This is a genomic window from Micromonospora orduensis, from assembly GCF_006228125.1.
Taxonomy (GTDB): Bacteria; Actinomycetota; Actinomycetes; order Mycobacteriales; family Micromonosporaceae; genus Micromonospora; species Micromonospora orduensis.
Window position 1 is genome coordinate 51,434 of sequence record NZ_VDFY01000121.1, and the last position, 24,725, is coordinate 76,158.

Genomic DNA, 24,725 nt, shown 5'->3' on the forward strand with positions numbered 1-24,725 from the left:
GGCCGTCCCTCCGTCAGCGCGGCACGGCACCTCCCGCGCCCACCGGCGCGGCCGACGCCCGCGCGCCACGGGACGGCCGGACGAACCAGGCCAGGACGACGCTCGCCACGAAAACCACGAGAAGGTACGCACCGAGTGTAGCCATGCCGATACTCACGATGCCGGCAATCGCCACGAGGGTCAGCAGCACCGAACGACCGTCCCAGCCCAGGGTGGCCGCGTGCAGGGGCGGCGCCGCCTGCCGCTTCTCCAGCCGGGCGGTCAGGTCGTAGTGGTGCACGGTGAGCACGAAGACGTACCCGAAGATCAGCCAACCCGGCGCGTCCCCGACCACCCCGACCGCGATCGCGAACAGGTACTCGGCGGCCCGCAACGCCGCCGGCACCAGCCAGTCCAGCGGGCCGTTGTGCGCGGCCCCGGCACCGAGGCCGCCGGCCAGGAGCACCAGCAGCGCCACCGGCACCGCCCAGCGCAGCCCGTCGGGTGTGTCGCTCCACAGCGCCGCGACCAGCAGCGCCGCCGGGCCGAGCGCGGCGATCACCGACAGGGTGAGCGGCCCCATCGGGCGGACCACCGGCAGCCGGCGGACCAGCGGACCGTCGTCGCGGTGCAGGGTGGCGTCGACCGTGTCCAGCACCGGCACCCACATCCAGCGGGCCCGCAGCGTGCGCAGCGCACCGGTGTACGCGAACGCCAACGCCCCCCAGACCAGCACCGCGATGAGGCTGACCAGCGGGTTGAACAGCGCCACGGTCAGCGCGATCAACGCCCACCGCTCACCGATCGGAAAGACCACTGTCCGCTTCAGCCAGTACGACAGCGAGCCGGTGTCGGCCTGCACCCGGGTCGACGCGGCGTTCAACCGGTCACCGATCCCGCCGCTGACACCCGCCGTCGGCCGGGGCCGGCGGGCCGCCTCGTCGTGCAGCACCCCGTACCAGGTGTCGGTCATGTGCCGGACGGTCTGCAACGTCATCGCGGCGATCGCCAGCGCCCAGCCGTTGCCCAACCCGGCGTGACTCACCCCGAAGCCGAGACCGGCGTAGACCAGGTACTCCTTCGCCCGGTCGGCCATGGTGTCCAGCCAGCCGCCCCAGGCGCTGAAGTTCCGGGTGTAGCGGGCCAACTGGCCGTCCACGCAGTCCAGCACGAAGCCGAGGTAGAGCAGCACCGCACCGCTGACCAGCGCCAGCCGCCCGCCGACGCCGAACAGCACGGCGGCGGCCAGCGCGAACAGCACCGAGATCACTGTCACGCCGGTCGGGGTGAGCCGCAGCCGGGCCGCCACCCGGACCAGGTACGGCGACCAGGTGCTGACGAAGTACGTGGAGAAGAAGTCGTCCTTCTCCTTCACCGACAGCCGCAACTCGGCCCGGTCCTCGTCGACAGCGGTCACCGCGGCCTCGGCGGCGACCAGACCGGCGTCGTCGTCGACGCGGTGCGCGACGAGCAGACGTACCCGCTGGGCGAAGATCAGGGTGCCGAGCGCCGCGAGCCCCGCGAAGAGCCGGTCCACGGCGGACCCGGGGCCGGCCACGGCGGCGGCCCGGGCGGCTGCGGCCAGTGTCGGTCGGTCGTCGACGCCGACGCGCAGCGCGCCGCCGAACACACCTGTGGCGTCGCCGTCGAGGGCGTCCAGCGGGCCGGCGTCGACGACCTGACCGCGCTCCTCGCGCACCGCGGTACGCCCGGGCACCGGCGGGTCGGTCAGCACCAACGCCACGGTCGGCCCGACCGGGCTGGTGGCGAGGTGCCGCAGGACGGCGGTGTGCGCCACCAGGTCGGTGCCGGTGATCAGCAGCGGACCGGTGGCGGCGTCGGCCAGCGCGGCCAGCTCGTCGAGGGTCGCCGCGAAGCGCACCTCGTCCGCCCCGGCCCGGCGCAACTGGTCGGCGAGCCGGTCGGCCAGCGGCTCACCGGTCGCGGTGGTCAGGCCCGCCGCGGGCGTCCCGGCGGCGAGCACGATCGCGAGCGTCACCGCGGGACCGCGGCGTGGTACGCGTCGAGCGCCTCGGCGATGGTGCCGTCGAGCGTCAGCCGGCCCGCGTCGAGGTACAACCCCCGACGGCAGAACCGGGTCAGGTCCTTTTCGTTGTGTGACACCAGCACGAGCGTGCGCCCCTCCCCGAGCAGACGATCAATCGTCGCGTAACACTTCTTGCGGAACTCCGCGTCCCCGACCGCCGTCACCTCGTCCATCAGCAGGATCGGATGCGGCAGGTGCGAGATGATCGCGAAGCCGAGCCGTACCTTCATCCCGGACGAGTAGTGCCGCACCGACGTGTCGATGGCCCGTTCCACCTGCTCACCGGCGAACTCGACGATCTCGTCGAAGTGCCGCTTCAGGTAGCCCGCCGACAGGCCGTGCAACCCACCGACCAGGTGCAGGTTCTCCCGGCCGGTCAGGTCGTTGGAGAAGCCGGCGGACAGCTCCAGCAGTGGCGCCACCGCGCCGTGCACCCGGATGCCGCCCTCGTCCGGGATGAGCACCCCGGCGATCAGCCGCAGCAGGGTGCTCTTGCCGGTCCCGTTGCGGCCGATCACCCCGACGGTCTCGCCCGGCTCGACGGTGAACGACACGTCGCGCAGCGGCCAGAACTGGCCCGGCAGGGCACCGCGCCCACCGCGGTGGATGAACAGCTCCCGCAGCCGCAGCTGCCGGCGACGGTTACGGACGAACCGGATGCCGAGCCCGTCGGCCTCGATGATCGGCGCGGCCATCAGAGTTCCTTGAGCACGGCTGGCTCCAACCGGCGGAACGACCACCAGCCGGCGGCCAGCACCAGCAGGCTGCCGACGATCGTGGTGGCTAGCAGCCGGGCGTCCGGGAACTCGTCCGGATACCAGATCGCGTGGTGCAGCTGGAAGATCCCGACCAGCGGGTTCAGCTCGTACACGAGCTTCAGCCAGCCCGGCAGACCGGACTCGCGGACCAGGCTGAGCGGATAGATGATCGGCGTGGCGTAGAAGAGCACCCGGATGATCAGCCGCATGAGCCGTTCCACGTCGCGCATCAGCACGTTCCACGCGGACAGCAGCAGGGCGAGCCCGACCAGCAGCACACCCTGCACTGCCACCGCCAACGGCAGCGCCAGCAACGACCAGCCGGGGTGGATCCGGCCGTGCACCGCGTAGATCACCGCGACGGCGACCAGGATCGGCAGGCCGGCCGCGTACTCGGCGAACCGGCCGGTGACCCGGCCGATCGGGAAGACCTGACGCGGCACGTTCATCGTGGTGATCAGCCGGGACTGGCCGGTCAGCGCGTTGGTGGCCTCACTCAACGCCGAACTGGTCCACATCCAGGCGAAGATCCCGGTGATCAGGAACAGCGGATACGACCCGGCCGCCTCACCGAGGTGCCGACCGGTGTCCCGGGAGTAGAGCACCCCGAACACGAACCAGTAGATGGCGCCCATGCCGAGCGGCTCGATCAGCGACCAGAAGTAGCCAAGCACCGACTGCTGGTACTTGACCGCCAGGTCCCGCCTGACCAGGATGCGCAGCGAGTTGCGGTGCGACCACAACGCCGCGACGCCAGAGGTCACCGCGAGCCTCCCGCCTCCCGAAACGGACGACAGGTTAGCAGTCGGTGAACGAATGCCCCGAATCGGCCGTACTCAGCACTCGATCACGTTGACGGCCAGACCGCCGCGCGCCGTCTCCTTGTACTTGACCTTCATGTCGGCGCCCGTCTCCCGCATGGTCTTGATGACCTTGTCCAGTGACACCGCGTGCACACCGTCGCCGCGCAGCGCCAGCCGGGCGGCCGTGATCGCCTTGATGCTAGCCACGGCGTTCCGCTCGATGCAGGGGATCTGCACCAGGCCACCCACCGGATCACACGTCAACCCGAGGTTGTGCTCCATCCCGATCTCGGCCGCGTTCTCCACCTGCTCCGGGGTGCCACCGAGCGCCTCGGCCAGCCCCGCCGCCGCCATCGAACACGCCGAGCCGACCTCACCCTGGCAGCCCACCTCCGCGCCGGAGATCGACGCGTTCTCCTTGAACAGCACACCGATCGCCCCGGCGGCCAGCAGGAACCGCACCACGCCGTCCTCGTCGGCGCCCGGCACGAACCGCGTGTAGTAGTGCAGCACCGCCGGAATGATCCCGGCCGCGCCGTTCGTCGGCGCGGTCACCACCCGCCCGCCCGCCGCGTTCTCCTCGTTCACCGCGAGGGCGAACAGCGTCACCCAGTCCATGGCGTGCAGCGGGTCGGGCGTCCCCGCGTCCGCCTCCAGGCCGCGCCGCAGCTCCGCCGCGCGCCGCCGGACCTTCAAACCACCAGGGAGTACGCCGTCCCGCTCGCAGCCGCGCTGCACGCACTCCCGCATCACCCGCCAGATCTCCAGCAGACCCGCCCGGATCTCCGCCTCGCCGCGCCAGGACCGCTCGTTGGCCAGCATCACCTCGCTGATCGACAGCCCGGTGCCGGTGGTGACGTCGAGGAGCTGCGCGCCGGTCAGGAACGGGTACCGCACCCGGGTGCTGTCCGGCTTGATCCGGTCCGCACCGGCCGCCTCCTCGTCCACCACGAAACCGCCACCCACCGAGTAGTAGGTGCGGCTGCGCAGCTCGGCGCCCTCGGCGTCGTACGCCGCGAAGGTCATCCCGTTCGGGTGGTACGGCAGCGACCGGCGGCGGTGCAGCGTCAGATCCCGGTCCGGGTCGAAGTCGATCTCGTGCGCGTCCAGCAGGCTGATCCGCCGCTCGGCGCGAATGCGCTCGACCCGAGGGCCGACCGTGTCCGTGTCAACGGTCTCCGGCGACTCGCCCGCCAGCCCCAGCAGCACCGCCGGCCCGCTGCCGTGGCCGTGCCCCGTGGCGCCCAACGAACCGAACAGCTCGGCCTGCACCCGCGCGGTGCCGGTGAGCAGCCCATCGGCCTTGAGCCCTGCCACGAACGTACGGGCGGCCCGCATCGGCCCCACCGTGTGCGAGCTGGACGGCCCGATGCCGACGCTGAAGAGGTCGAAAACACTGATCATGGCTGCGCTTCCTCGCCGTTGCCCGTGGTACGGGTCCGGCCCGGTTCGTGGCCACCGGTCAGGCGGCCCCGCTCATGGCCGCCCGGTCGGTCGGCCGCTGGTCACCCGGGGTGCGGGTGCCCAACCAGCGAGCCTACCCGCCCAACCGACCGCCCAACCGGCCACCGCGAGGCGGCCACCTGACCGCCACCTGACCGCCGTCCCACCGCCACCTCCCCGCAGCGTCCGGCCGTCCCATCGCGCCCGCCCGGCTGCCCGGCTGCACGGGCTGCCCGGTCAAGATCACGCCAAGGCGCGAGGCGTCGGAGCCGGGCCGCACGGGTAAGTACCTACGGGTCCACGGGTTGCTGATCCTCCTCGGGACCGAGGTCGAGGTGGCCGCCCCTTTCTACCGTGGATTGCAGACGCGGCGCACCGCCGCAGAGTGGGAGTACGACGATGAGTCGCAAACTGGTCCGACCCCGCCAGGGGCGCATGCTCGCCGGTGTCTGCGCCGGCCTCGGTCAGCGGTTCGGCATGTCCGCCGGAATGGTCCGGCTGCTGTTCCTGCTGTCGCTGCTGCTGCCCGGCACCCAGGTGATCGTCTATCTGATCCTCTGGGTCCTCATGCCGAACGAGGACCGCTACCTCGCGTCCACCCGGCACTGACCCACGCCCGCACCACCCAGCGCTGCCCCACCCGAACCACACGACAGGGCTGAGATCGCACCGACGGGTTTGCGGGAGGCCACAACATCACTGATGTTGTGGCCTCCCGCGCGTCGGAGGCAGCAACATCCCTGATGTTGCGCGGATCTTGCGATGAGACGGGGGCGCGCGACGCGGACCTTGTGCCGAGGCGCCGGGACGTGCCGGCGCTCGCACGGAATCGCCCGCCCCAACATCCGTCGGGGCGGGCGATTCGGTGTGCGCGGTACAGGTGCGCGGGTCAGGGGGCCGTGTAGGTGACCGTGATCTGCTGGTAGCCGAGGGAGCGCAGCAGCCCCTCCAGCATCTTGCGGGTGTTCTCCTCGGCGCGGGCGGAGAGCCCGCTGTCCCGGGCGGCGGCGGTGATCCGTTCCTCGGCGAGCTGGTAGACCTGCTGCTGCCGGTTGGGGTCGTTGCCGACCAGGTCACCGAGCCGGTTGAGCAGACCGCGCTGCTCGGCGAAGACGTAGCTCTTCTCCAGGTCGAGGTTGGTCTCGCCGAGCTGCGGCGCGGGCAGCTTGATCTCGACCGACTTGCCGTCCGCGGACTGGACGACAGCACCCTCACCGATCTTGGTGAAGTCGACGTACGCCTCGACGCTGCCAGCTCCGACGAACAGGGTGCGCTCGTTGAGCAGGAAGTCCGGGACGTTACGGCGGTCGTTCTGCGTGTCGACCACGACCTGGAAGTTGCCCTCGGCGGCCACGTAGCGGCTGAGGTCCTGGATCGACTTCAGCAGCGGGGGTTGGCTGCGGTCGGTCTGCTCCTTGGCGAACGGGTTACGGAAGTCGGGCAGGAAGCCGGTCACCTGAACGCCGAGCAGCACGACCACGGCGAGCGCGGCGGCACCCAGCAGAAGCAGCAGGCCCCGGGCCGCCCCACCGCCACCGGAGCCGCCGGGTGTGTCAGTGGTTGGTTCGGGTGTCGCGCTCGACCGCTCCTTGAGATCGTCCCCGGTCGGGTAACCGGGGAACTCCTTCGTGGGCTCGTTGATGCCAGCGTCGCGGGCCATCACGCTCACCGTCCTCGTCAGACACGTCGTCTGCCAATGACGTTACGGCCCCCGTACGACAGCCGCGCGGCGAGCGGCCGGAAAGAACAAACGGGCAGGTCAGGCGAAGGCGGAAAGCCCGGTGAGCCGCTGCCCCACGACGAGCTGGTGGATCTCCGAGGTGCCCTCGTAGGTCAGCACGCTCTCCAGGTTGTTCGCGTGCCGCATCACCGGGTACTCCCCGGAGACGCCGTTGGCGCCGAGGATGGTCCGGCACTGCCGGGCGATGGCCAGGGCCTCCCGTACGTTGTTCAGCTTGCCCACGCTGACCTGGTCGGGGCGGAGCCGGCCGGCGTCGGCGAGGCGGCCCAGGTGCAGCGCGAGCAGTTGTCCCTTGACCAGTTCGACTGCCATGTCGGCGAGCTTGGCCTGGGTGAGCTGGAACCCGGCGATCGGGCGACCGAACTGGGTGCGGGTGGTGGCGTACGCCAGGGTGGTCTCCAGGCAGTCCCGGGCGGCGCCGAGAGAGCCCCAGACGATGCCGTACCGGGCTTCGGTGAGGCAGCTCAGCGGGGCCTTGAGCCCGGCAGCCTCGGGCAGTTGGGCGTCGGCCGGGAGCCGGACGTCGTCGAGCACGATCTCGCCGGTCACCGACGCGCGCAGCGACATCTTGCGGCGGATCTCGCGGGCCGTGACACCGGGCGTGTCCATCGGTACGGCGAAACCCCGCACGCCGGAGTCGGTGCGCGCCCAGATCACCGCGACGTCGGCGATCGGCGCGTTGGTGATCCACATCTTGCCGCCGTTGAGCAGCCAGTCGTCGCCGTCGCGGCGGGCGCGGGTGGCCATGGAGGCGGGGTCGGAGCCGTGGTCCGGCTCGGTCAGGCCGAAGCAGCCGATCGCCTCACCGGTCGCCATCGACGGCAGCCATCGTTGCTTCTGCTCCTCGCTGCCGTAGCGCCAGATGGCGTACATGGCCAGTGAGCCCTGCACCGAGACCAGCGAACGGAGGCCGGAGTCGCCGGCCTCCAGCTCCTGGCAGGCCAGCCCGTACGCGACGGCGGAGGCGCCGGCGCAGCCGTAGCCGGTGAGGTGCATGCCGAGCAGCCCGAGTTTGCCGAATTCGCGGGCCAGCTCGCGGGCCGGCACGCGGCCCTCCTCGTACCAGTCGGCGACGTGCGGGCGGACCCGGTCGTCGACGAGTTGGCGGACGACGTCGCGGATCTGCCGCTCCTCGTCGGTGAGCGACGGGTCCAGGTCGAGCAGATCGAGGGCAGTCATGCCGCCACCTTAACGAAGCCTCAGCTCAGGCCGTTCACTCGATCGGCCCGGAGAGCACCAGCACCCGGGCGTGGATCTGGTTGCGCTGCTGAAGGGCGGCGCGCAGCGCCCGGTGCAGCCCGTCCTCCAGGTAGAGGCCGCCGTTCCACTGCACCACGTGCGGGAAGAGGTCGCCGTAGAAGGTGGAGTCCTCGGCGAGGAGCTTGTCGAGCGCCAGCTCGCGCTTGGTGGTGATCAACTGGTCCAGACGCAGCGGACGCGGCGGAATCTCCGCCCACTGCTTGAGCGTCAGATTGTGCTCCGGATAGGGACGCCCGTCCCGGACCGCTCTGAAGATCACGACGGCACGCTCCCCTCCCCGTGGCCGGGCCGACCGACGGCGCCGAGCCGGGCCGCGGCGGGCACCGCGCGGCGCGGCACCGATGACCGTGCCAGCCTAGCCGTCCGGTGCACGTTGCGTTCTGCTCCCTGATGTCAGTTTCGCTATCGGTCGTCCGATCCTCAACCGGACAAGCGGGACATCCGGTTCAGCTCCACCGGCCCCGACGCACCACTTCGTCCACTCCCCGACGCCCACGGCGCAATGACGGTGACCGATGGTCGGGGGCACGGTAACCGATTGTGATGGCACCGACGGGTTGGTACTCGTCCGGCACGCCGAACGCGTTCCGGTAGGCGGCCAGTCGCTGCGGCGGGATGCCGAAGAAACACGCCCCCAGTCCCTCGTCCACCGCGGTGAGCAACATCAGCAGCGCGGCGAACCCGGCGTCGACATGCCAGTACGGCACCGGCCAGCGGTCGGTCGACCGGTCCGTCCAGCCCTTGTCCGGCTCGGCGTACCGCCGCAGGTAGGCCGACTCGTTGGCGTGCGGCACCACGATCAGTGGCGCCCGGCGCATCCCGGCCAGCCACCGCTCCCGGCCGCCGCCGTCCGGCGTGGTCGCGGCCCAGAACCGGTCCCGGTCGGCGGCCTCCTCCAGCACGAGGAAACCCCAGCCCTGCGCGAACCCGGCCGACGGGGCGCGGATCGCGTGGTCTAGCAGCCGGTCGACCACGTCGGGCGGGACGGGACGGTCCGGGTCGTAGTTGCGCACCATCCGCCGTCGGCGGACGACCTCGGCGAACTCCATCAGGCTCCGGGGCGGATGCCCCAGGCGCCCCGCCAGGTCCTGCCCGGCTTGAGCGTGAGCACGTCCTTGCCCGACCGGAACGCGTCCGGCGGGCAGGTCATCGGCTCGATCGCCACCGAGCGGCGGTGCCGCTCCCCGGTGAGGGCGTCCCCGGTGAACACCTGCCACCAGCCGAACTCGGCGTCCGCCCAGATGCTCACGCCCGCCGAGCCGTCCGGTGCGGCAAGGCTCACCGAGGAGCCGCCGTCGGCGTCGCGGATCACCCCGCCGAAGCAGAGATCCAGCTCCGCGCCGCCGATCCGGCGCGGGCTCGTCCAGTCGTACTGGGTGCCGGCCACCGGGCTCGCCCCCACCGGCAGCAGCCGACCGTCCACCAGCACGCGGGTACGGGTGGGCAGGCGCATGACCAGGTCGTCCACGGCGACGCCCGGCAGTTGCAGGTACGGGTGCACGGAGAACCCGAACGGCGCCACCTCCGCACCGATGTTGCTCACCTCGTGCTCGGCGCGCAGCCCGTCCGCGTCGACGCTCCACCGGCTGCGCAGCCGCAGCGGCCACTCATAGCCGGGCTGCGGCGGCAGGTCGTAGCCGACAGTCACCGCGTCCTCCGACTGCTCCAGCAACTGCCACGGCACCCAGTTGACCAGCCCGTGGATGGCCACGTGCCGTTCCGGCTCGGTCAGCGCCAGCTGGTGCGTCCGCCCACCGAACGGGTAGCGGCCGTCGCGGATCCGGTTCGGCCAGGGCGCCAGCACCTGCCCGGCGCAACCGGGGCAGACCTCGTCGGTCCGGTACCCGTCGACCAGGTCGACGCCGTCGTGCCGGTACGTCCGCAGCCCGCCGCCCACCTCCACGATGACGGCCTCGTGGCCGGCGGCGGAGATGGTCCACTGGGCGCCGGAGAACGGGCGCTGGTCGGGGCTTTCCATGCCGGCGACCCTAACCGGTCAGGTGCGGTCACCGCTCGACGCGGTAGCGGCCCGGTAGCGCAGCAGCGCCGGGAACGCGACAGCCAGCACCACCACGAGTACCGCCGAGGCGAGACCGCCGGCGACCCAGGCGACCCCGCCACCGAACCCGGCGGCCATGGTGCCGGCCCGCAGATCGCCCAGGCGCGGGCCACCCGCCACCACCACCGTGTTGACGCCCTGGAGTCGACCGCGCATCCGGTCCGGCGCGTACACCAGCAGCATCGACTGGCGCAGCACCGCGCTGATCAGGTCGGCGGCGCCGGCCACGGCGAGCAGGGCGACCATCAGCCAGAGCTGTCGGGCCAGCCCAGCCGCGGCGATGGCCAGGCCCCAGCCGACCACGGCGAGCACCAGGCCGAGGCCCTGGCGGCGCAGCCGGCCGATCCAGCCGGAGGTCAACCCGCCGATCATCGAACCGATCGCGATGGCGCTGTAGAGCAGGCCGACCGCGCCACCGCCGCCAAACCGCTCGTTCGCGATCTCCGGAAAGAGGGCCCGTGGCATGGCGAGGATCATCGCGATCAGGTCCACGCCGAAGGAGAGCAGCAGGACCGGGGTGGTGGCCAGATAGCGGAATCCGTCGATCACGCTGGCCAGGCCGGCGCGACGGGCCTGGCCGTCGGCGGTGGGCTCGGGCGGTAGCGAGGGCAGCCGCAGCGCGGCCCAGAGCATCGCGGTGAACAGCACCGCGTCCAACCCGTACGCGATCGGCAGGACCACAGTGGTGTCCGGCGAGGCGGCGAGGATCAGGCCGGCGGCGAGCGGGCCGGCGACCGAGGCGGCGGTGAAGGTCGTGTAGTTCAGGGTGGTGGCGGACGCCACCAGGTCCTCCGGCACCAGCCGGGGCAGCATGGCGCTGCGGGCCGGCGAGCTGATCGCGAAAGCCACCGACTGCACCGCCATCAACGCCAGCAGCAGCACCGGACTGCCCACGTCCAACAGGGCCTGGAGCAGCAGCCCGAGGGTGGATGCCCAGAGCAACAATGAGCCACCGAGCAGCACCGCACGGCGGTCGCGGGCGTCGGCGACCGCGCCGCCCCAGAGCCCGAAGATCAGCAACGGTACGAAGGCGGCCACTCCCAGCAGGCCCACCCAGAACGAGTCCCGGGTCAGGGCGTACATCTCCACCGGGACCGCGACGGCGGTGAACTGGAAGCCGAACATCGCCACCGTGTTGCCGAGCCACAACCGTCGGTACGCCGGGACGCGCAGCGGACGGACGTCGATAGCCCAGCGGCGCGCTCCGCGCGGCCGGGCCTCCTGCACATCCGTCACGGGGCCAGCCGCTCGACGGTCCACGCACCCTCGTCGAGGTGGCGGAAGCGCAGCCGGTCGTGCAGCCGGCCGGCCCGGCCCTGCCAGAACTCCACCGAGTCGGGACGGACCCGCAACCCACCCCAGTGCGGAGGGGTCGGAATGGCGGCGTCGTCGGCGTACCGCTCGGCGACCTCCCGGTAGCGCTCCTCCAGGGCGGCCCGGTCCGGCACCACCTGTGACTGGGGGCTGGCCCAGGCGCCCAGTTGGGAGCCGCGCGGACGGCTGGCGAAGTACGCGTCGGTCTCGGCCCGGTCGACCGGGGCGATCCGTCCGGTGACGACCACCTGCCGCTGCATCGCGAACCAGGGGAAGACCAGGCTGGCGTACGGGTTGGCGCTCGCCTCGACGCCCTTGCGGGAGAGGTGGTTGGTGAAGAAGACGAAACCGCTCGGGTCGTACCCCTTGAGCAGCACCGTCCGTCCACTCGGCCGGCCGGCGGCGTCGGCGGTGCCCACCACCATCGCGTTGGGTTCGGGTAGCCCGAAGGCCACCGCGTCGGCGAACCAGCTGTCGAACTGGGTGTGCCAGTCGACGGCCAGGTCAGCTTCGGTCAGGCCCAGGTCCGCCGCGTACTCGTTACGCATGGCGGCCGGGGCGGGTGTGTCGCCCGTCACGTCCCCACTCCTTCTCGGCGGCCTCGCCGACGCCCTCCCGCGCTGACCAGCCCGCACCGCCCCAGTCTCACCGAGCCGTGCGGAGAATGCGCGTCCTGAGATGTCGTGTGCAGCACAGTGGCGGTGGGTCGCGTATCCGGTTACTGAGCGGGCAAGATGTTCCGAACACATCCCTGAGGGTCGCCTGAGGCGCTCGGCCGATCGGGCCGGATGAGCCGGACCGGGCGCACCGACCAGATCCAGGAGAGCGACATGGCCGATTTCAAACCCGGACTGGAGGGCGTAGCCGCCTTCGAGACCGAGATCGCCGAACCTGACCGCGAGGGTGGCGCGCTGCGCTATCGCGGGGTCGACATCGAGGATCTGATCGGCCAGGTCTCGTTCGGCAACGTGTGGGCGCTGCTGGTCGACGGCCGGTTCGGGCCGGGCCTGCCGCCGGCGGAGCCGTTCCCGGTGCCGGTGCACTCCGGTGACATCCGGGTCGACGTGCAGTCCGCGGTCGCCATGCTGGCCCCGTACTGGGGGCTCAGCCAGCTGTTGGACATCTCCGACGAGCAGGCCCGCGAGGACCTCGCCCGGGTCTCGGTGACCGCACTCTCCTTCGTCGCCCAGTCGGCCCGGGGCCTCGGCCTGCCGGCGGTGCCGCAGAAGGAGATCGACAAGGCGCAGACCATCGTCGAGCGGTTCATGAAGCGCTGGCGCGGCGAGCCCGACCCGCGGCACGTCAAGGCCGTCGACGCGTACTTCATCTCGGCCGCCGAGCACGGCCTGAACGCCTCCACCTTCACCGCCCGCATCGTCGCCTCCACCGGGGCGGACGCGGCGGCCTGCATCTCGTCGGGCATCGGCGCCCTCTCCGGCCCGCTGCACGGCGGCGCCCCGTCGCGGGTGCTCAGCATGCTGGAGGCGGTGGAGCGCAGCGGCGACGCCGAGGGCTACGTCAAAGGCGTCCTGGACCGCGGCGAGCGCCTGATGGGCTTCGGCCACCGGGTCTACCGTGCCGAGGACCCGCGCGCCCGCGTACTGCGGCGCACCGCCAAGGAGCTGGGCGCGCCGCGCTTCGAGATCGCCGAGGCGCTGGAGAAGGCGGCCCTGGCCGAGTTGCAGGCCCGCCGCCCGGACCGGGTGCTGGCCACGAACGTCGAGTTCTGGTCGGCCGTCGTGCTCGACTTCGCCGAGGTGCCGGCGCACATGTTCACCTCGATGTTCACCTGCGCCCGGATGGGCGGCTGGAGCGCGCACATCCTGGAGCAGAAGCGCCTTCAGCGGCTGGTCCGCCCGTCCGCCCGCTACGTGGGCCCGAACACCCGCAAGCCGTCCGACGTCGAGGGCTGGGCCGCCATCCCGCACGGCGTCTGATCTGTTCGACCGGGCCCCTCCGGCACGCCAGGCGTGCGGGAGGGGCCCGGTCGCGTGTGTGGCGCCGGGATGTGGCGAAGGACTCACGCCCGCCCTCGGGGGCCCGGCTTGAACCGATGGGTCCGGGTGCGAGGATGAGGGCCGGCAGTGTCGCCGGGCCCGCCCTCGCCCTTGCGGAAGGATCTTCAAGACCGTGGCTGACGCACCGACCATCCGGATTCCCGATGAGATCAAGCCCGCCGACGGCCGTTTCGGCTGCGGCCCGTCCAAGGTCCGTCCGGCGGCCGTGTCCGCACTCGCCGAGGTCGCCACGAGCTACCTAGGCACCTCGCACCGGCAGAAGACGGTCCGCGACCAGGTGGCGCGTCTGCGCTCCGGCATCGCCGAGTTCTTCTCGCTGCCCGAGGGCTACGAGGTCGTGATCGGCAACGGCGGCACCACGGCGTTCTGGGAGGTCGCCACCTTCGGCCTGATCCGCGACCGGGCGCAGTTCGCCAGCTTCGGCGAGTTCGGCGCCAAGTTCGCCAAGTCGGTCTCCGACGCGCCGTTCCTGGGCGAGCCGACCGTCCGCAAGGCCGACGCGGGCAGCGCGCCGACCCTGGTCGCCGAGTCCGGTGTCGACGCGTACGCGACGCCGCAGAACGAGACGTCGACCGGCGTCGCGGTGCCGATCAGCCGGGTGGCCGGTGCGGACGAGGGTTCGCTGCTGCTCGTCGACGCCACCTCGGGCGCCGGCGGCCTGGAGGTGAACGTCGGCGAGACCGACGTCTACTACTTCGCGCCGCAGAAGTGCTTCGGCTCCGACGGCGGTCTCTGGCTGGCCCTGATGTCGCCGGCCGCACTGGACCGGGCCGCCGAGATCAAGGCGTCCGGGCGGTACATCCCGGCGTTCCTCGACCTGGTCACCGCGATCGACAACTCGCGGCTGGAGCAGACGTACAACACCCCGGCGCTGGCGACCATCTTCCTGGCCGCCGAGCAGACCGACTGGATGAACGCGCAGGGCGGCCTGGCCTGGGCGGCCAAGCGCACCGCGGAGAGCGCCGCGACGGTGTACGGCTGGGCGGAGCGGTCCACGGTGGCCACCCCGTTCGTCGCCGACCCGACGCTGCGGTCCAACGTGGTCGCCACCATCGACTTCGCCGACGGGGTGGACGCCACCGCGATCGCGAAGGTACTGCGCGCCAACGGCATCGTGGACACCGAGCCGTACCGCAAGCTCGGCCGCAACCAGCTGCGGGTGGCGCTCTTCCCGGCCGTCGAACCGGCCGACGTCGAGGCGCTGACCGCGTCCATCGACTACGTGGTCGAGCGCCTCTGAGGTTCGTCACGGTGGGTGTCCATCGGAGCCTCGACGGACACCCACCGTGATCATCGTTGCAGCTCAGTCGCGACATGCGGGGTGTCGCTTCCCCCACCCCGAGACAGATGCGCGTACGGTGGTCCGAGACGCCTGGGTGGCCGACTCGTGGCGTGCGGCCAACGAAGCGGGACGGAGGCAACGCTATGCGCCCAGTACGCTTCGTCGCCCTCTCCGAGGACGGCCATGCCCTGGTTCTCGCCGACGAGGTCGGGCGGCTGCTCGCCCTGCCGATCGACGACCGGATCGCCGGCGCGTTGCACGCCGAGCCGGGCGCGCCGCCGCTCCCGGCTGCGCCGACGGCCGCCGACCCGGTTCCGTCGCTGTCCCCTCGGGACATCCAGGCCCGCATCCGCTCCGGTGAGTCCGCCGAGGACGTCGCCCGGATCGCCGGGGTGCCGGTCGACCGGGTGCTGCGCTACGCCGGCCCGGTGCTCCAGGAGCGCGCGATGCTCGCCCAGCACGCCCGCCGCACCCGGCTCAAGGGTGCGGAGAAGCCCACCCCGCTCGCCGAGGTGGTCAACGGTCGGCTGAGCCAGCACGGCATCGACACCGAGAAGATCTCCTGGGACGCGTACCGGCGGGACGACGGCACCTGGCGGATCATCGCCACCTGGCCGTCCGGCAAGGCCACCGCGCAGGCCATCTGGGATCTCGACAAGACCCGGCAGGCGGTCACCCCGCACGACGACATGGCGCAGTATCTGTGCGCCGAGCGGCCCACGCCGATCCTCGGCCAGGAGCCGGCGCCGGAGCGGGGTGGGCACGCCCTGCCCGGTCCGTCGCGGGGCGAGCCGAGCCGTGGTGGTCACGGGCTTCCGGCGGCGTCGGAGCACCCGCGCCCCGGCCGGGATCCGATCCGTGCCGGCCGCGACGCCCTGCTCGCCTCACTGGACCGTCCGCTCGGCGCCTCGTCGGGTCGCGGGCTGGAGCCGCGTACGCCGGCTGCCCTTGCCGGTTCGGACGCTCCCCGGCAGCGGCCGGTCGGTGGGGGTGCCGCGGCGCTGCTCGGCGGCGGCCAGGGTTCGGCCTTCGACGACGACTCGGACGCGCCCAAGGAGGTGCCGGCCGTGCCGTCGCTGGCGGTCCTGCGGCCACGTCGGACTGGCGCCGCGGCGGCTGCCGGCAGCGGCGGCGAGTCCACCGATGCGAACGGCAAGCCGCGTAAGCGGCTGCCGAGCTGGGACGACGTGCTCTTCGGCAGTGGCCCCGCCGCGCGTGAGTCCTCCTGACGCTTCGCGTTGACGGGTGGCGGTTCGCCACCCGTCGGCGCGAGGCACGCGGCGGGTCCGCTGCCCGGCCTTCACCTACCGCTTGTCGTGTCGTCGGCGCCCCTGCGGTCGAGGCCGGCGACCTCGCGTACGGCGTCGGCGATCGCCCGGAAGTCCTTCTTGAGGATCGCTCCGTGGTTGCTTGTCACCTTCGCGGCGATCTGAATGTGCGGGTTGCGGATGGTCACCGCTTCGAGGCTGGTGCGGATCCGCTCCTGCTCGTCACCGCGACTGCCGAGGGACGTCCCGGAGGCGACGACGTACCGCACCGGAACGGTGATGGCGTCCAGCACGGGCCCGGCGTCGATCTCCAAGGCGATCACTTTCCTGGAGAGCCAGGGCCTCGTCCGCCGGGAACGCGACGAACGCCGCCGCGACCGCTACGTCGTCGACGACGAGCTCTTCTACCAGGCGACGATCGCCAGCGCCCGGGCCAACGACCAGCTCGTCGAGACCGCACGCCAGGGCGTGGCGCTCCTCGGCCCGGACAGCCCCGCCGCCGCCCGCCTGGAGAACATCGCCCGCTTCCTCGACTTCATCAGCGAAAGCATCATCCGCGCCGCCGAGCAGGGCCGCCAGGTCCTGCACACCAGTCCGGGTCAGAGCGGCCAGGCGGCGAGCCGGTCGTAGCGCGGTCGAGGGCCGAGGTGGCTGCGCACCAGCAGCAGCTCGGTCGCCGACCAGTCCGGCCCCTGGTAGGCGTCCAGAGTGGCCACGTCGGCGTCGAGGTCCGCCGGGGTCATCCGGTCGCCGGGTCGGGCAATGGTCAGGTGCGGCCGGAACGGCCTGTCGTCGTACGGCAGGCGAGCCTCGCGCAATCGGGACCGGATCAGCCGGGCCAGGTCGCGCAGTGCCTCGACGTCACCGCGAAGGTCCACCCAGAGCACCGTGGACCGGTCCCGGTCGAACCGGCCGCCGCCGCCGAGGCTCAACCGGGGTACGACGCCCCGACCGTCGCGGAACCACTCGGCGGCCAGCCCGAGTGCACTCTCCACCTCGACCAGCCGGGCGGCCTCGACCACACCGAGGAACGCCAGCGTGAGGTGCAGGTGGACAGGATCGGCGAGCCGGACGTCGACGCCGGAGACGGTCGCCGCTCCGACCCGCAGCCGGGCGACCTGCGCCCCGAGATGGTTGACCGCCTCCACGGGCGGACAGACCGCGACGAAGAGTCGCACACCGTCTAGTGGTGCCGTTGCCGGTGCCCCGCCCGGGCCGCCGGCAGGGTCAGACCGGCGGCGTGCAGCACGCCCTCGACCCGTACCCGCTCGATCTCCTGGTCGACGCCCTCCAGCTCGGCGAGGTGTTCGGTGATGCCGAGGGCGCGGCACGCCAGTCGCAGCCGGTCGTCGTACGCCTGGAGCACCGCGCCGTGCCACACCATGGACCGGCCCGTCCCGCCGATCCGCTGGCTGCCTAGGCGGCGCAGGTCGGCGGCGAGGTGCTCCAGGGGCCGCCGGTCGGTCCTGTCGAGCTCGCTGAGATCGATGTCCCGGGTCAGCGCGTCGGCTTCGATGGCCCGGTCGAGGCGGGCGATCGTGCGTTTCTCCCGGCGGCGCTCACGCCACTCGGACCAGCCGCAGACCACCCGGTCGAGGATCTCGTCGTAGCAGAAGAGCAGCGCGAACGCTGCCGGAAGGCTGGCCACGGCGAGGAACGCCAGGGCCAGCATCAGCGCGCGTCCGACTCCCACGTATCGACGCTAAGCCCCGTCGTGCCGCCTCGCCAGCGATTTGGCCGCATCCGCGCCATCCGCTCATCGGGACGGGTGCGGTCAGCAGTCGGTGGAGGTGACGTAGAAGCGGGGCATCGGCAGCACCCGGAAGCGCAGCCGGGCGCCGGAGCGGCGCAGCTGCCAGGTGAGCGCGGTCAGCGCGGCGGCCAGCGAGATGAGCCCTCCCATCCAGATGCTGGCACCGGCGCCGAAGTGCTCCGCGACCCAGCCGATCAGCGGCGCGCCGACCGGGTTGGTGCCCAGGAACACCAGCACCCACAGCGCCATCACCCGTCCCCGGAACGCCGCGTCCACACCCAGCTGGACCCGCTGGTTGGCGGCCTGGGCGAAGAAGACCATGAAGAACCCGGTCGGCACCAGCAGCGCCACGACCAGCCAGTACGTCCCCGCGAAGCCGACCAGGGTGCCGAAGCTGGCGCAGGCGATCGCGGCGCCGAGCACGAGCCAGACCGACGGCCGGCTACGCCGACCGGTGCCGCTGAGCGCGCCGCACAGCGCGCCGACGGCGAGGGCGGTGCTGAACAGTCCGAACGAGGCCGCGCCGGTGTGGAAGACCGTCTTGGCCAGCGCGGCGAGGGTGAGCTGGAAGTTGAACAGCGACATGCCGATCACCGACATGACAGCCATCGGCAGCAGCAGGTCCGGTCTGCGCCACACGTACCGCAGGCCGTCGATCACCTTCGCGGACGCCCGCTCGTCGCGCGGCAGCAGGGCGTCGCGGTGCAGTTCGGCCGTCCGCATCCGGACGACGTTTACCAGCGGCGCGACCGAGCTCAGGGCCGTGAAGAGGAAGACCGGGCCCACGTCGAACGCGGCGATGGCCAGGCCGGCGACGGCCGGGCCGACGATCCGGGCCGAGTTGAACACGGCGGCGTTGAGCGACAGCGCGTTGGGCAGCAGGGGCGTACCGACCAACTCGGAGACGAACGCCTGGCGGACCGGAGTCTCCACGGCGTTGGCCGTGCCGAGCAGCGCGGCGAACGCGAAGACGTGCCAGAGCTGCACCAGGTCGGTGAGGACAAGCACGGACATGCCGAGAGCCAGTACGGTCCAGAAGGCGTTCGCGGCGAAGAGCAGCACCCGCTTGTCGTACCTGTCGGCGAGCCGGCCGGAGAAGAGCGTGAGCAGCAGCACCGGGGTGAACTGACACGCGGTGACCACGCCGAGGGCGGTCGCCGAGTTGTCGGAGAGGTCGAGGACGAGCCAGTCCTGGGCGATGAACATCATCCAGACACCGATCAGTTTGATCAGTTGCCCGGTTGCGAAGAGCCGGTAGTTGCGGACCTGTAGGGACTGGAACATCGTGCTCAGCTTGGCCTGCACTCTTGGTGCGCCTCCTCGGACGTACGCGTCATCGACAGGTGACGGCACGGCCCGGTGGCGCGGGCGTGACTCAGGCGCGAGCGAGCTGCTGGAGAATCTGGGCGGCCCGGTGCAGGGTCTCCCGTTCGTCTTCGTCGAGCGCGGCCAGCCGGTGGGCCAGCCACTCGTCGCGGGCCCGCTCGAACTGGTCGAGCACGGCCTGCCCTCCTTCGGTAGCCGCGAGGATGACCTGCCGGCCGTCGGTCGGATGGGGTGTCCGCCGTACGAGGCCGCGGTCCTCCAACTTCCCGACGATCTTGGTCATCGTCGGTGGCTGCACCCGCTCGACATCGGCCAGTTCCCGGGGCGTCATCGCGCCCGCCAGCCGCAGGCTGGTGAGCGCCGAGACCTGGGTGACCGTGAGGTCGCCGACCGGTCGGGCCTGGCGGACCCGCCGGTTGAGTCGGGTGATCGCATCACGCAACTGGGGAGCCAGTTGCGCCGGTGGCACGCGTTCCGCCGTCACCGTCCGCTCCATCACGTTAGTTAGCTTAACTAATGAGCATGGCTAACGACATCCGTTATGACCAGGCTCACGAGGGTGTTTGTGCAGTTCCGGGCGGGGAGTCCGGTCCGATTCCCCGCCCGGACGCACGTCAGAGCACCAGGGACTCGATGGGCCCGCGCAGGAAGTACAGCACGAACAGAGCGGCCACCCCGTACAGCAACGGGTGGATTTCCCGGGCCTTGCCCCGGGCCAGCTTCACCACCACAAAGGTGATCAGACCGGCGCCGATCCCGTTCGAGATCGAGTAGGTGAACGGCATCAGCACGATGGTGAGGAACGCCGGGATGGCGATCTCGTAGTCGGACCAGTCGATCGTCCGCACCGCGGTCATCATCAGGAAACCGACCACCACCAGGGCCGTCGAGGCCGCCTCGAACGGCACGATCACCACCAGCGGCGCCAGGAACATCGCCAGCAGGAAGAGCACGCCGGTGACCAGGTTGGCCACCCCGGTCCGCGCACCCTCCGCGACACCGGCGGCGCTCTCGATGTACGACGTGTTGCTGGAGGTGCTGGCCGCACCGCCGGCCGCCGCGGCGATCGAGTCGACCAGCAGGATCTCCTTGGCCTTCGGCGGGGTGCCCTTGTCGTCGAGCAGGCCACCCTCCTGGCCGACCGCCACCATCGTGCCCATGGTGTCGAAGAAGTCCGTGATCAACAGGGTGAAGACGAACATCAGCACGACCAGCCAGCCGGCGCGACCCCACGAGTCGAGCACGTTGAACTTCCCGAGCAGCGACAGGTCGGGCAGGTCCACCACGGTCTTCGGCAACTCCGGCACGTTCAGCGACCAACCCTTCGGGTTGGGCTTGCCGTCGACGAACGACGGCCCGATGTTGCCGACCGCCTCCACGATCACCGCCAGCACGGTCGACGCGAGGATGCCGATCAGGATCGCGCCCTTCACCCGGCGGACCACCAGCACCAGGGTGATCAGCAGACCCACCACGAAGACCAGCATCGGCCAGCTCACCAGCTTGCCGCCGATGCCCAGGCCCACCGGGACCGTGGTGTTGGCGGCATCCGGGATCCGTCGGACGAAGCCGGCGTCCACCAGACCGATGATGGTCAGGAAGAGACCGATTCCGACCCCGATCGCGGTCTTCATCTGGGTGGGCACCGAGCGGAACACCGCGGTCCGCAGACCGGTAAGCACCAGCACCGCGATGATCACACCCTCGATCACCACCAGGCCCATCGCGTCGGCCCAGGTCATCTCCGGCGCGATCTCGTACGCCACCAGGGCGTTGACGCCCAGACCGGCGGCGAGCGCCAGCGGGAACCGGCCGACAACCCCCATCAGTATCGTCATCAGGCCGGCGACAAGCGCCGTCGCGGCGGCCAGCGCGGGAATCGGGAGGGTCTTGCCGTCCCCATCGACGGCCCCACCGAGGATCAGCGGGTTGAGCACCACGATGTACGCCATCGTGAAGAAGGTCGCCAGGCCACCGCGTACCTCACGGCTCATCGTCGAGCCGCGGGCGGAGATCTCGAAGAACCGGTCGAAACCGTTACGCGGGTGAGCGGGGTCGGGGGTTGTGCCGTTCTCGGGCGGCGCTACTGCCATCGGGTCCTCGCAGGTGATCTTCCGGTTGTCGCGCGCATCGTCCCAGATCACCGGCGGGCAGGGAAAGTTGATCGCGTACGCTTGCCCGATGCCGAACGAGCAGCCGCCGCGGCCCGCACCACTCGACCCGCCGATGGTGCCGTTCGCGGTCGCCGGGCTGATCGCCTGGGCGGTAGCCGGGCTCGTCCTGTTGATCTTCTTCCGGGGCTGGCTGACCGACAACGGTCACGAGAACTGGCTCTGGACCTGCCTTGCCGGGTTCCTCTGGGGCTTCCCCGGCCTCGCCGTGATGCTGCGGCACGACGCCAACCGGCGCCGCCGCCGCGCGAGCTGACCCCGCCGGCGCAAACCGTCAGGGGTGCCCGTACGGCTCCGCCGGCTCGGCGGCCTCCACCGACCCCGGCGCGCGGCTGACCGACATGGCCTCCACGGCGCTGTCGTCGTACACCGTGGGCAGTTCCTCGACGGCGGTCTCGACCGCCTCGATCAGCGTCTCGGAGTGGGCGCCGCACCCGTGGTCGGCGCTGACCACCCGGCCGTCGTCGGGGGCGTAGAAGTTGCCACACGCGCCGAAGGCCTGCCGCATCGCACCCGCCAACGGCAGGTAGAAGCCGCAGGTGCCGCATCGGGCAGCGGCCGGCGCGGACGTGGAGATCGCGGCGGACGGGCCGTGCTCACCGTCGTACCAGCGCTGCGCCGCCTCGATCCGGCCCTCGCGGGAGAGCACCCGCGCGCGCCCCAGGCCCAACTCCCAGGCGGTCTCCTCGACCGCCGGGTCATCGGAGAGCAGGTAGCCGGGGACCAGCCGGTCATCGTCCGGCGGCGTCGGCAGCAGGTCACCCGGACCGAGGTCGCCCGGCTTGAGACGCTCCTGCCAGGGCAGCCAGCCGGGCGCGAGCAGCGCGTCCGAGCCGGGCAGCAGCACCGTCTCGCAGATCGTCACGGTACGGCTACGCGGCACCCGGGTGACGGTGACCGCCCACCGCCAACCGCGGTAACCGGCGAGCCGACATTCGAAGTAGTGGGTGACCAGCCGGTCGCCCTCGGCAACGACCTGCAGGTGGTCGCCGACATCGTCGGCGTCGACCTCGGTGATGCCGGCACGAGCCACCTCGACGGCGGCGGCGCAGACCTGGTCGAGACGAGCGGCACGGGTGGAGGCGGGCCTGGTCACCCGACCATTGTTCCCCATGCCACCCCCAGGGGTGACAGGGACTCCCGGGGAACCTTTCCCGCAGTGGTGCGGCGCACCTGGATCAGATGGGCGAGGATGGTGCACATGCCGTCGTACTCCCGCTCCGGGCGTTCCGTTCTCGGGCGGACCGTTGGCACCGGCATCAGGGCGGTCCGCCTGCTGCTGCGCGGTTCGGTGGGCAGCGGACGCTGGGTGACCCGCCGGGCCGGCCGGGCCCGGGCGCGGGGCGCCGGCGGCGAGGTCGGCATGGTCCGCCTGTTCGATCTGCACGCGCTGTCCTGCGCCGGTGACACGCTGATCGCCATCGGCCTGGCCGGGACCATCTTCTTCAACGTGCCGCTGGGCGAGGCCCGCAGCAAGGTCGCGCTCTACCTACTGGTGACCATGGTGCCGTTCGCGATGCTCGCCCCCGTGGTGGGCCCGCTGCTGGACCACTTCCGGCACGGCCGGCGGTACGCCCTGGCCGCCACCATGCTCGGCCGCGCATTCCTGGCGTGGCTGATCTCCGACTACATCCACGGGTTCGGGCTCTACCCGGCCGCGTTCGGCGTGCTCGCCCTGTCCCGCGCGTACGGCGTGGCACGCTCGGCCGCCGTGCCCCGGCTGCTGCCCGAGGGGTTGGGCCTCTCGCAGGTGGGCGCGCGGGCCAGCGTCTACGGCACGGTCGCGGGCGCGTTGGTGGCGCCGATCGGGTTGGCCGCGTTCTGGTTCGGGCCGCAGTGGCCGCTGCGGGTCGCGTCGGTGATCTTCCTGATCGGCATGGTGATCTCCCTGCGTCTGCCGCCGAGGGCCGACTCGGAGCCGCCCGAGCGTGTTCCCCGGCCGCTGCGGGTACTGGGCCGCCGTGGGGGCGACCGGCCGCTGGGCCGGGGGCGACCCGCCGGGCGGCTCGTGATCGCCACCCTGATCGGTGCCGCGACGCTGCGCGCGGCGTACGGCTTCCTGCTGCTCTTCCTCGCCTTCGCGATCAAGAAGGGCGACCTGAACACCGACGTGTTCGGTCGGGAGTTGGGCGCCGAGTGGGCGTTGGGCCTGGTCGGCGGCGCGCTGGCGGTCGGCAGTTTCCTGGCCACGGCCGTCGGGACCCGGCTGCGCATCCACCGGCCGGCGACCATCCAGTCCAGCAGCATGGTCATCGTGGCCGGGGTGGCGGTGCTCGCCGTGATCCAGTTCTCGCTGCCGATGGTGGCCCTGCTCTGCCTGGTCACCGCGCTGGTGAGCGGGGTGGCGAAGCTGGCCGTGGACGCCTCGATCCAGGAGCGCATCCCGGAGCGGCTGCGCGCCAGCTCGTTCGCCCACTCGGAGACGGTGCTGATGTTGGCCTTCGTCGCCGGTGGCGGGCTCGGGCTGGTGCCGTTCGACGGGCGGATGGGCATCGCGGTCGCCGCCGGGGTGGCTGTGCTGGCCGCCACCAGGGGTGTGCTGGTCGCCGCCCGGCTGCGCGGCGAGAAGCTGGCCGGCCGGCCGCTGGGCGACGACGAGCTGACCGACGACGAGCCGACGGACGAGCCGGCCGACCCGACGCCCACCTCCCCGGCGCCCAACCAGGCCAGCTCGCCGCAGTACGACGAGCCGGGGCTGGCCCCGCCGGGCTACCACATCTACCGGCCCTCCTCGGCGGTCGGCGGCCCGGGCGCCGGCAGCGACGAGGAGTCCCGCCGGGAGTCTCCCGGGCCGCTGTCGTGAGCGGTCTGCTCGTGGTGACCGCGGTGCCCGCCGAGGCGGACGCGGTCCGGGCCGGCCTGACCGACACCACGGTGACCGTCGCCCCGGTCGGGGTTGGTCCGGCGGTGGCCGGTGCCGCCACCGCCCGGCTGCTGGCGCTGGCCGAGGCGGCCGGGCATCCGTACCGTGCGGTGGTCAGCGCCGGCGTGGCCGGCGGCTTCGCCGGGCGGGCCGCGGTCGGCGACACGGTGCTCGGCACCGCCAGCATCGCCGCCGACCTGGGCGCCGAGTCGCCTGACGGCTTCATCCCGGTCGACGAGCTGGGTATGCCGCCCGCGCTGCTCGGCGGCGGCAGCGTGGTCCCGGCCGACCCGACGTTGCTGGCGGCGTTGTGCGCCGCCCTGCCGGCCGCCACCGTCGGCCCGGTGCTCACGGTCAGCACGGTCACCGGCACCACGGCCAGCACCGAGGAGCTGCGCCGGCGGCATCCGGAGGCGGTCGCCGAGGCCATGGAGGGGTACGGGGTGGCGGTCGCCGCCGCGCAGGCCGGGGTGCCCTTCGCGGAGCTGCGTACCATCTCCAACCCGATCGGCCCCCGTGATCGCGACGCCTGGCGACTACGGGAGGCCCTGACGGCCCTGACCACGGCGGCTCCAGCGCTGCGCTGACCCGGCCGACCCGCCAGCCGGTCGCGGATCACAGTGGGCGGGGTGGGCACGGG

The 24,725-nt window shown here is 72.0% G+C and carries 26 protein-coding genes; 8 read left to right on the forward strand and 18 right to left on the reverse strand.

From position 1 onward, the window contains the following. Nucleotides 1–13 precede the first annotated feature (13 nt). The 4 genes from FHG89_RS09635 to FHG89_RS09650 form a co-directional block, all read right to left on the reverse strand. Entirely contained in the window at nt 14–1,978 is a 1,965-nt protein-coding gene (locus FHG89_RS09635) for a DUF5941 domain-containing protein (protein ID WP_139584024.1), read from the reverse strand. Then, complete coding sequence (locus tag FHG89_RS09640; protein ID WP_139584025.1) at nt 1,975–2,721, reverse strand: ABC transporter ATP-binding protein; 747 nt, start codon at nt 2,719–2,721, stop codon at nt 1,975–1,977. Before FHG89_RS09640 ends, FHG89_RS09635 begins: the two co-directional genes overlap by 4 nt. Continuing rightward, nucleotides 2,721–3,548, reverse strand: a complete 828-nt coding sequence (locus tag FHG89_RS09645; RefSeq protein WP_139584026.1) for an ABC transporter permease — start codon at nt 3,546–3,548, stop codon at nt 2,721–2,723. Before FHG89_RS09645 ends, FHG89_RS09640 begins: the two co-directional genes overlap by 1 nt. A 72-nt stretch (nt 3,549–3,620) precedes the next feature. Continuing rightward, nucleotides 3,621–4,991 (reverse strand): L-serine ammonia-lyase, encoded by a 1,371-nt coding sequence (locus FHG89_RS09650; RefSeq protein ID WP_139584027.1) that lies wholly within the window; start codon nt 4,989–4,991, stop codon nt 3,621–3,623. A gap of 438 nt (nt 4,992–5,429) precedes the next feature. Between FHG89_RS09650 and FHG89_RS09655 the strand changes: the two genes are divergently transcribed. Continuing rightward, nucleotides 5,430–5,639 carry a PspC domain-containing protein gene (locus tag FHG89_RS09655; RefSeq protein WP_139584028.1) on the forward strand — a complete coding sequence of 70 codons (210 nt, stop codon included), beginning with the start codon at nt 5,430–5,432 and terminating at the stop codon, nt 5,637–5,639. Between the two features lie 280 nt (nt 5,640–5,919). Here the strand turns inward: FHG89_RS09655 and FHG89_RS09660 are convergent, their stop codons facing one another. The 7 genes from FHG89_RS09660 to pdxH all read right to left on the reverse strand — a co-directional run bounded on the left by FHG89_RS09660 (nt 5,920) and on the right by pdxH (nt 11,952). After that, entirely contained in the window at nt 5,920–6,690 is a 771-nt protein-coding gene (locus FHG89_RS09660; RefSeq protein WP_139584029.1) for a DUF4230 domain-containing protein, read from the reverse strand. 99 nt (nt 6,691–6,789) lie between these two features. After that, complete coding sequence (locus tag FHG89_RS09665) at nt 6,790–7,950, reverse strand: acyl-CoA dehydrogenase family protein (RefSeq protein ID WP_139584030.1); 1,161 nt, start codon at nt 7,948–7,950, stop codon at nt 6,790–6,792. Nucleotides 7,951–7,984: 34 nt separating this feature from the next. Continuing rightward, nucleotides 7,985–8,290, reverse strand: a complete 306-nt coding sequence (locus FHG89_RS09670) for a type II toxin-antitoxin system VapB family antitoxin (protein WP_089002310.1) — start codon at nt 8,288–8,290, stop codon at nt 7,985–7,987. Nucleotides 8,291–8,477: 187 nt separating this feature from the next. After that, nucleotides 8,478–9,080, reverse strand: a complete 603-nt coding sequence (locus FHG89_RS09675; RefSeq protein ID WP_139584031.1) for a nitroreductase family protein — start codon at nt 9,078–9,080, stop codon at nt 8,478–8,480. Continuing rightward, a complete protein-coding gene (locus FHG89_RS09680; RefSeq protein WP_139584032.1) occupies nt 9,080–10,009 on the reverse strand; it encodes an aldose 1-epimerase family protein in 930 nt (309 codons plus the stop codon). The genes FHG89_RS09675 and FHG89_RS09680 overlap by 1 nt, the downstream gene beginning before the upstream one ends. An 18-nt stretch (nt 10,010–10,027) precedes the next feature. After that, nucleotides 10,028–11,326 carry an MFS transporter gene (locus FHG89_RS09685; protein WP_139584033.1) on the reverse strand — a complete coding sequence of 433 codons (1,299 nt, stop codon included), beginning with the start codon at nt 11,324–11,326 and terminating at the stop codon, nt 10,028–10,030. Further along, nucleotides 11,323–11,952 carry a pyridoxamine 5'-phosphate oxidase gene (gene pdxH / locus FHG89_RS09690; RefSeq protein ID WP_139584050.1) on the reverse strand — a complete coding sequence of 210 codons (630 nt, stop codon included), beginning with the start codon at nt 11,950–11,952 and terminating at the stop codon, nt 11,323–11,325. The genes FHG89_RS09685 and pdxH overlap by 4 nt, the downstream gene beginning before the upstream one ends. A gap of 282 nt (nt 11,953–12,234) precedes the next feature. Here pdxH and FHG89_RS09695 point away from each other — a divergent pair, with 282 nt between their 5' ends. From FHG89_RS09695 to sepH, 3 genes are all read left to right on the forward strand, one after another. Then, the gene (locus tag FHG89_RS09695) at nt 12,235–13,341 is read left to right on the forward strand and encodes a citrate synthase 2 (RefSeq protein ID WP_139584051.1); all 1,107 of its coding nucleotides are present in this window, start codon (nt 12,235–12,237) and stop codon (nt 13,339–13,341) included. A 193-nt stretch (nt 13,342–13,534) separates the two neighbouring features. Beyond that, nucleotides 13,535–14,662 carry a phosphoserine transaminase gene (gene serC / locus FHG89_RS09700; protein ID WP_139584034.1) on the forward strand — a complete coding sequence of 376 codons (1,128 nt, stop codon included), beginning with the start codon at nt 13,535–13,537 and terminating at the stop codon, nt 14,660–14,662. A gap of 185 nt (nt 14,663–14,847) precedes the next feature. Continuing rightward, entirely contained in the window at nt 14,848–15,933 is a 1,086-nt protein-coding gene (sepH, locus tag FHG89_RS09705) for a septation protein SepH (protein WP_139584035.1), read from the forward strand. A gap of 71 nt (nt 15,934–16,004) precedes the next feature. Here the strand turns inward: sepH and FHG89_RS09710 are convergent, their stop codons facing one another. Then, nucleotides 16,005–16,265, reverse strand: a complete 261-nt coding sequence (locus FHG89_RS09710; protein ID WP_244295304.1) for a hypothetical protein — start codon at nt 16,263–16,265, stop codon at nt 16,005–16,007. Here FHG89_RS09710 and FHG89_RS09715 point away from each other — a divergent pair. After that, entirely contained in the window at nt 16,252–16,602 is a 351-nt protein-coding gene (locus FHG89_RS09715; protein WP_244295306.1) for a hypothetical protein, read from the forward strand. The genes FHG89_RS09710 and FHG89_RS09715 overlap by 14 nt on opposite strands. On the opposite strand, the gene thpR is transcribed toward FHG89_RS09715, so the two are convergent. From thpR to FHG89_RS09740, 5 genes are all read right to left on the reverse strand, one after another. Beyond that, nucleotides 16,572–17,150, reverse strand: coding sequence for an RNA 2',3'-cyclic phosphodiesterase (thpR, locus tag FHG89_RS09720; protein WP_139584036.1), 579 nt, complete (start codon nt 17,148–17,150; stop codon nt 16,572–16,574). The genes FHG89_RS09715 and thpR overlap by 31 nt on opposite strands. Before the next feature lie 5 nt (nt 17,151–17,155). Beyond that, complete coding sequence (locus tag FHG89_RS09725) at nt 17,156–17,665, reverse strand: hypothetical protein (RefSeq protein WP_139584037.1); 510 nt, start codon at nt 17,663–17,665, stop codon at nt 17,156–17,158. A gap of 81 nt (nt 17,666–17,746) precedes the next feature. Next, nucleotides 17,747–19,030 carry an MFS transporter gene (locus FHG89_RS09730; protein WP_139584038.1) on the reverse strand — a complete coding sequence of 428 codons (1,284 nt, stop codon included), beginning with the start codon at nt 19,028–19,030 and terminating at the stop codon, nt 17,747–17,749. A 70-nt stretch (nt 19,031–19,100) separates the two neighbouring features. Continuing rightward, complete coding sequence (locus tag FHG89_RS09735) at nt 19,101–19,550, reverse strand: MarR family winged helix-turn-helix transcriptional regulator (protein WP_208760915.1); 450 nt, start codon at nt 19,548–19,550, stop codon at nt 19,101–19,103. A gap of 115 nt (nt 19,551–19,665) precedes the next feature. Then, the gene (locus tag FHG89_RS09740) at nt 19,666–21,144 is read right to left on the reverse strand and encodes an NCS2 family permease (RefSeq protein ID WP_139584052.1); all 1,479 of its coding nucleotides are present in this window, start codon (nt 21,142–21,144) and stop codon (nt 19,666–19,668) included. A gap of 88 nt (nt 21,145–21,232) precedes the next feature. Here FHG89_RS09740 and FHG89_RS09745 point away from each other — a divergent pair, with 88 nt between their 5' ends. After that, complete coding sequence (locus tag FHG89_RS09745) at nt 21,233–21,478, forward strand: DUF2530 domain-containing protein (protein WP_139584040.1); 246 nt, start codon at nt 21,233–21,235, stop codon at nt 21,476–21,478. A gap of 18 nt (nt 21,479–21,496) precedes the next feature. Here FHG89_RS09745 and FHG89_RS09750 read toward each other — a convergent pair whose 3' ends face one another. Then, complete coding sequence (locus FHG89_RS09750) at nt 21,497–22,336, reverse strand: DUF3027 domain-containing protein (protein ID WP_139584041.1); 840 nt, start codon at nt 22,334–22,336, stop codon at nt 21,497–21,499. An 87-nt stretch (nt 22,337–22,423) separates the two neighbouring features. On the opposite strand from FHG89_RS09750, the gene FHG89_RS09755 reads away from it, so the two are divergent. Both FHG89_RS09755 and FHG89_RS09760 read left to right on the forward strand, forming a co-directional pair. Then, entirely contained in the window at nt 22,424–24,025 is a 1,602-nt protein-coding gene (locus tag FHG89_RS09755) for an MFS transporter (protein WP_139584042.1), read from the forward strand. Then, the gene (locus FHG89_RS09760) at nt 24,022–24,672 is read left to right on the forward strand and encodes a futalosine hydrolase (RefSeq protein ID WP_139584043.1); all 651 of its coding nucleotides are present in this window, start codon (nt 24,022–24,024) and stop codon (nt 24,670–24,672) included. Before FHG89_RS09755 ends, FHG89_RS09760 begins: the two co-directional genes overlap by 4 nt. The last annotated feature ends 53 nt before the right edge of the window (nt 24,673–24,725 follow it).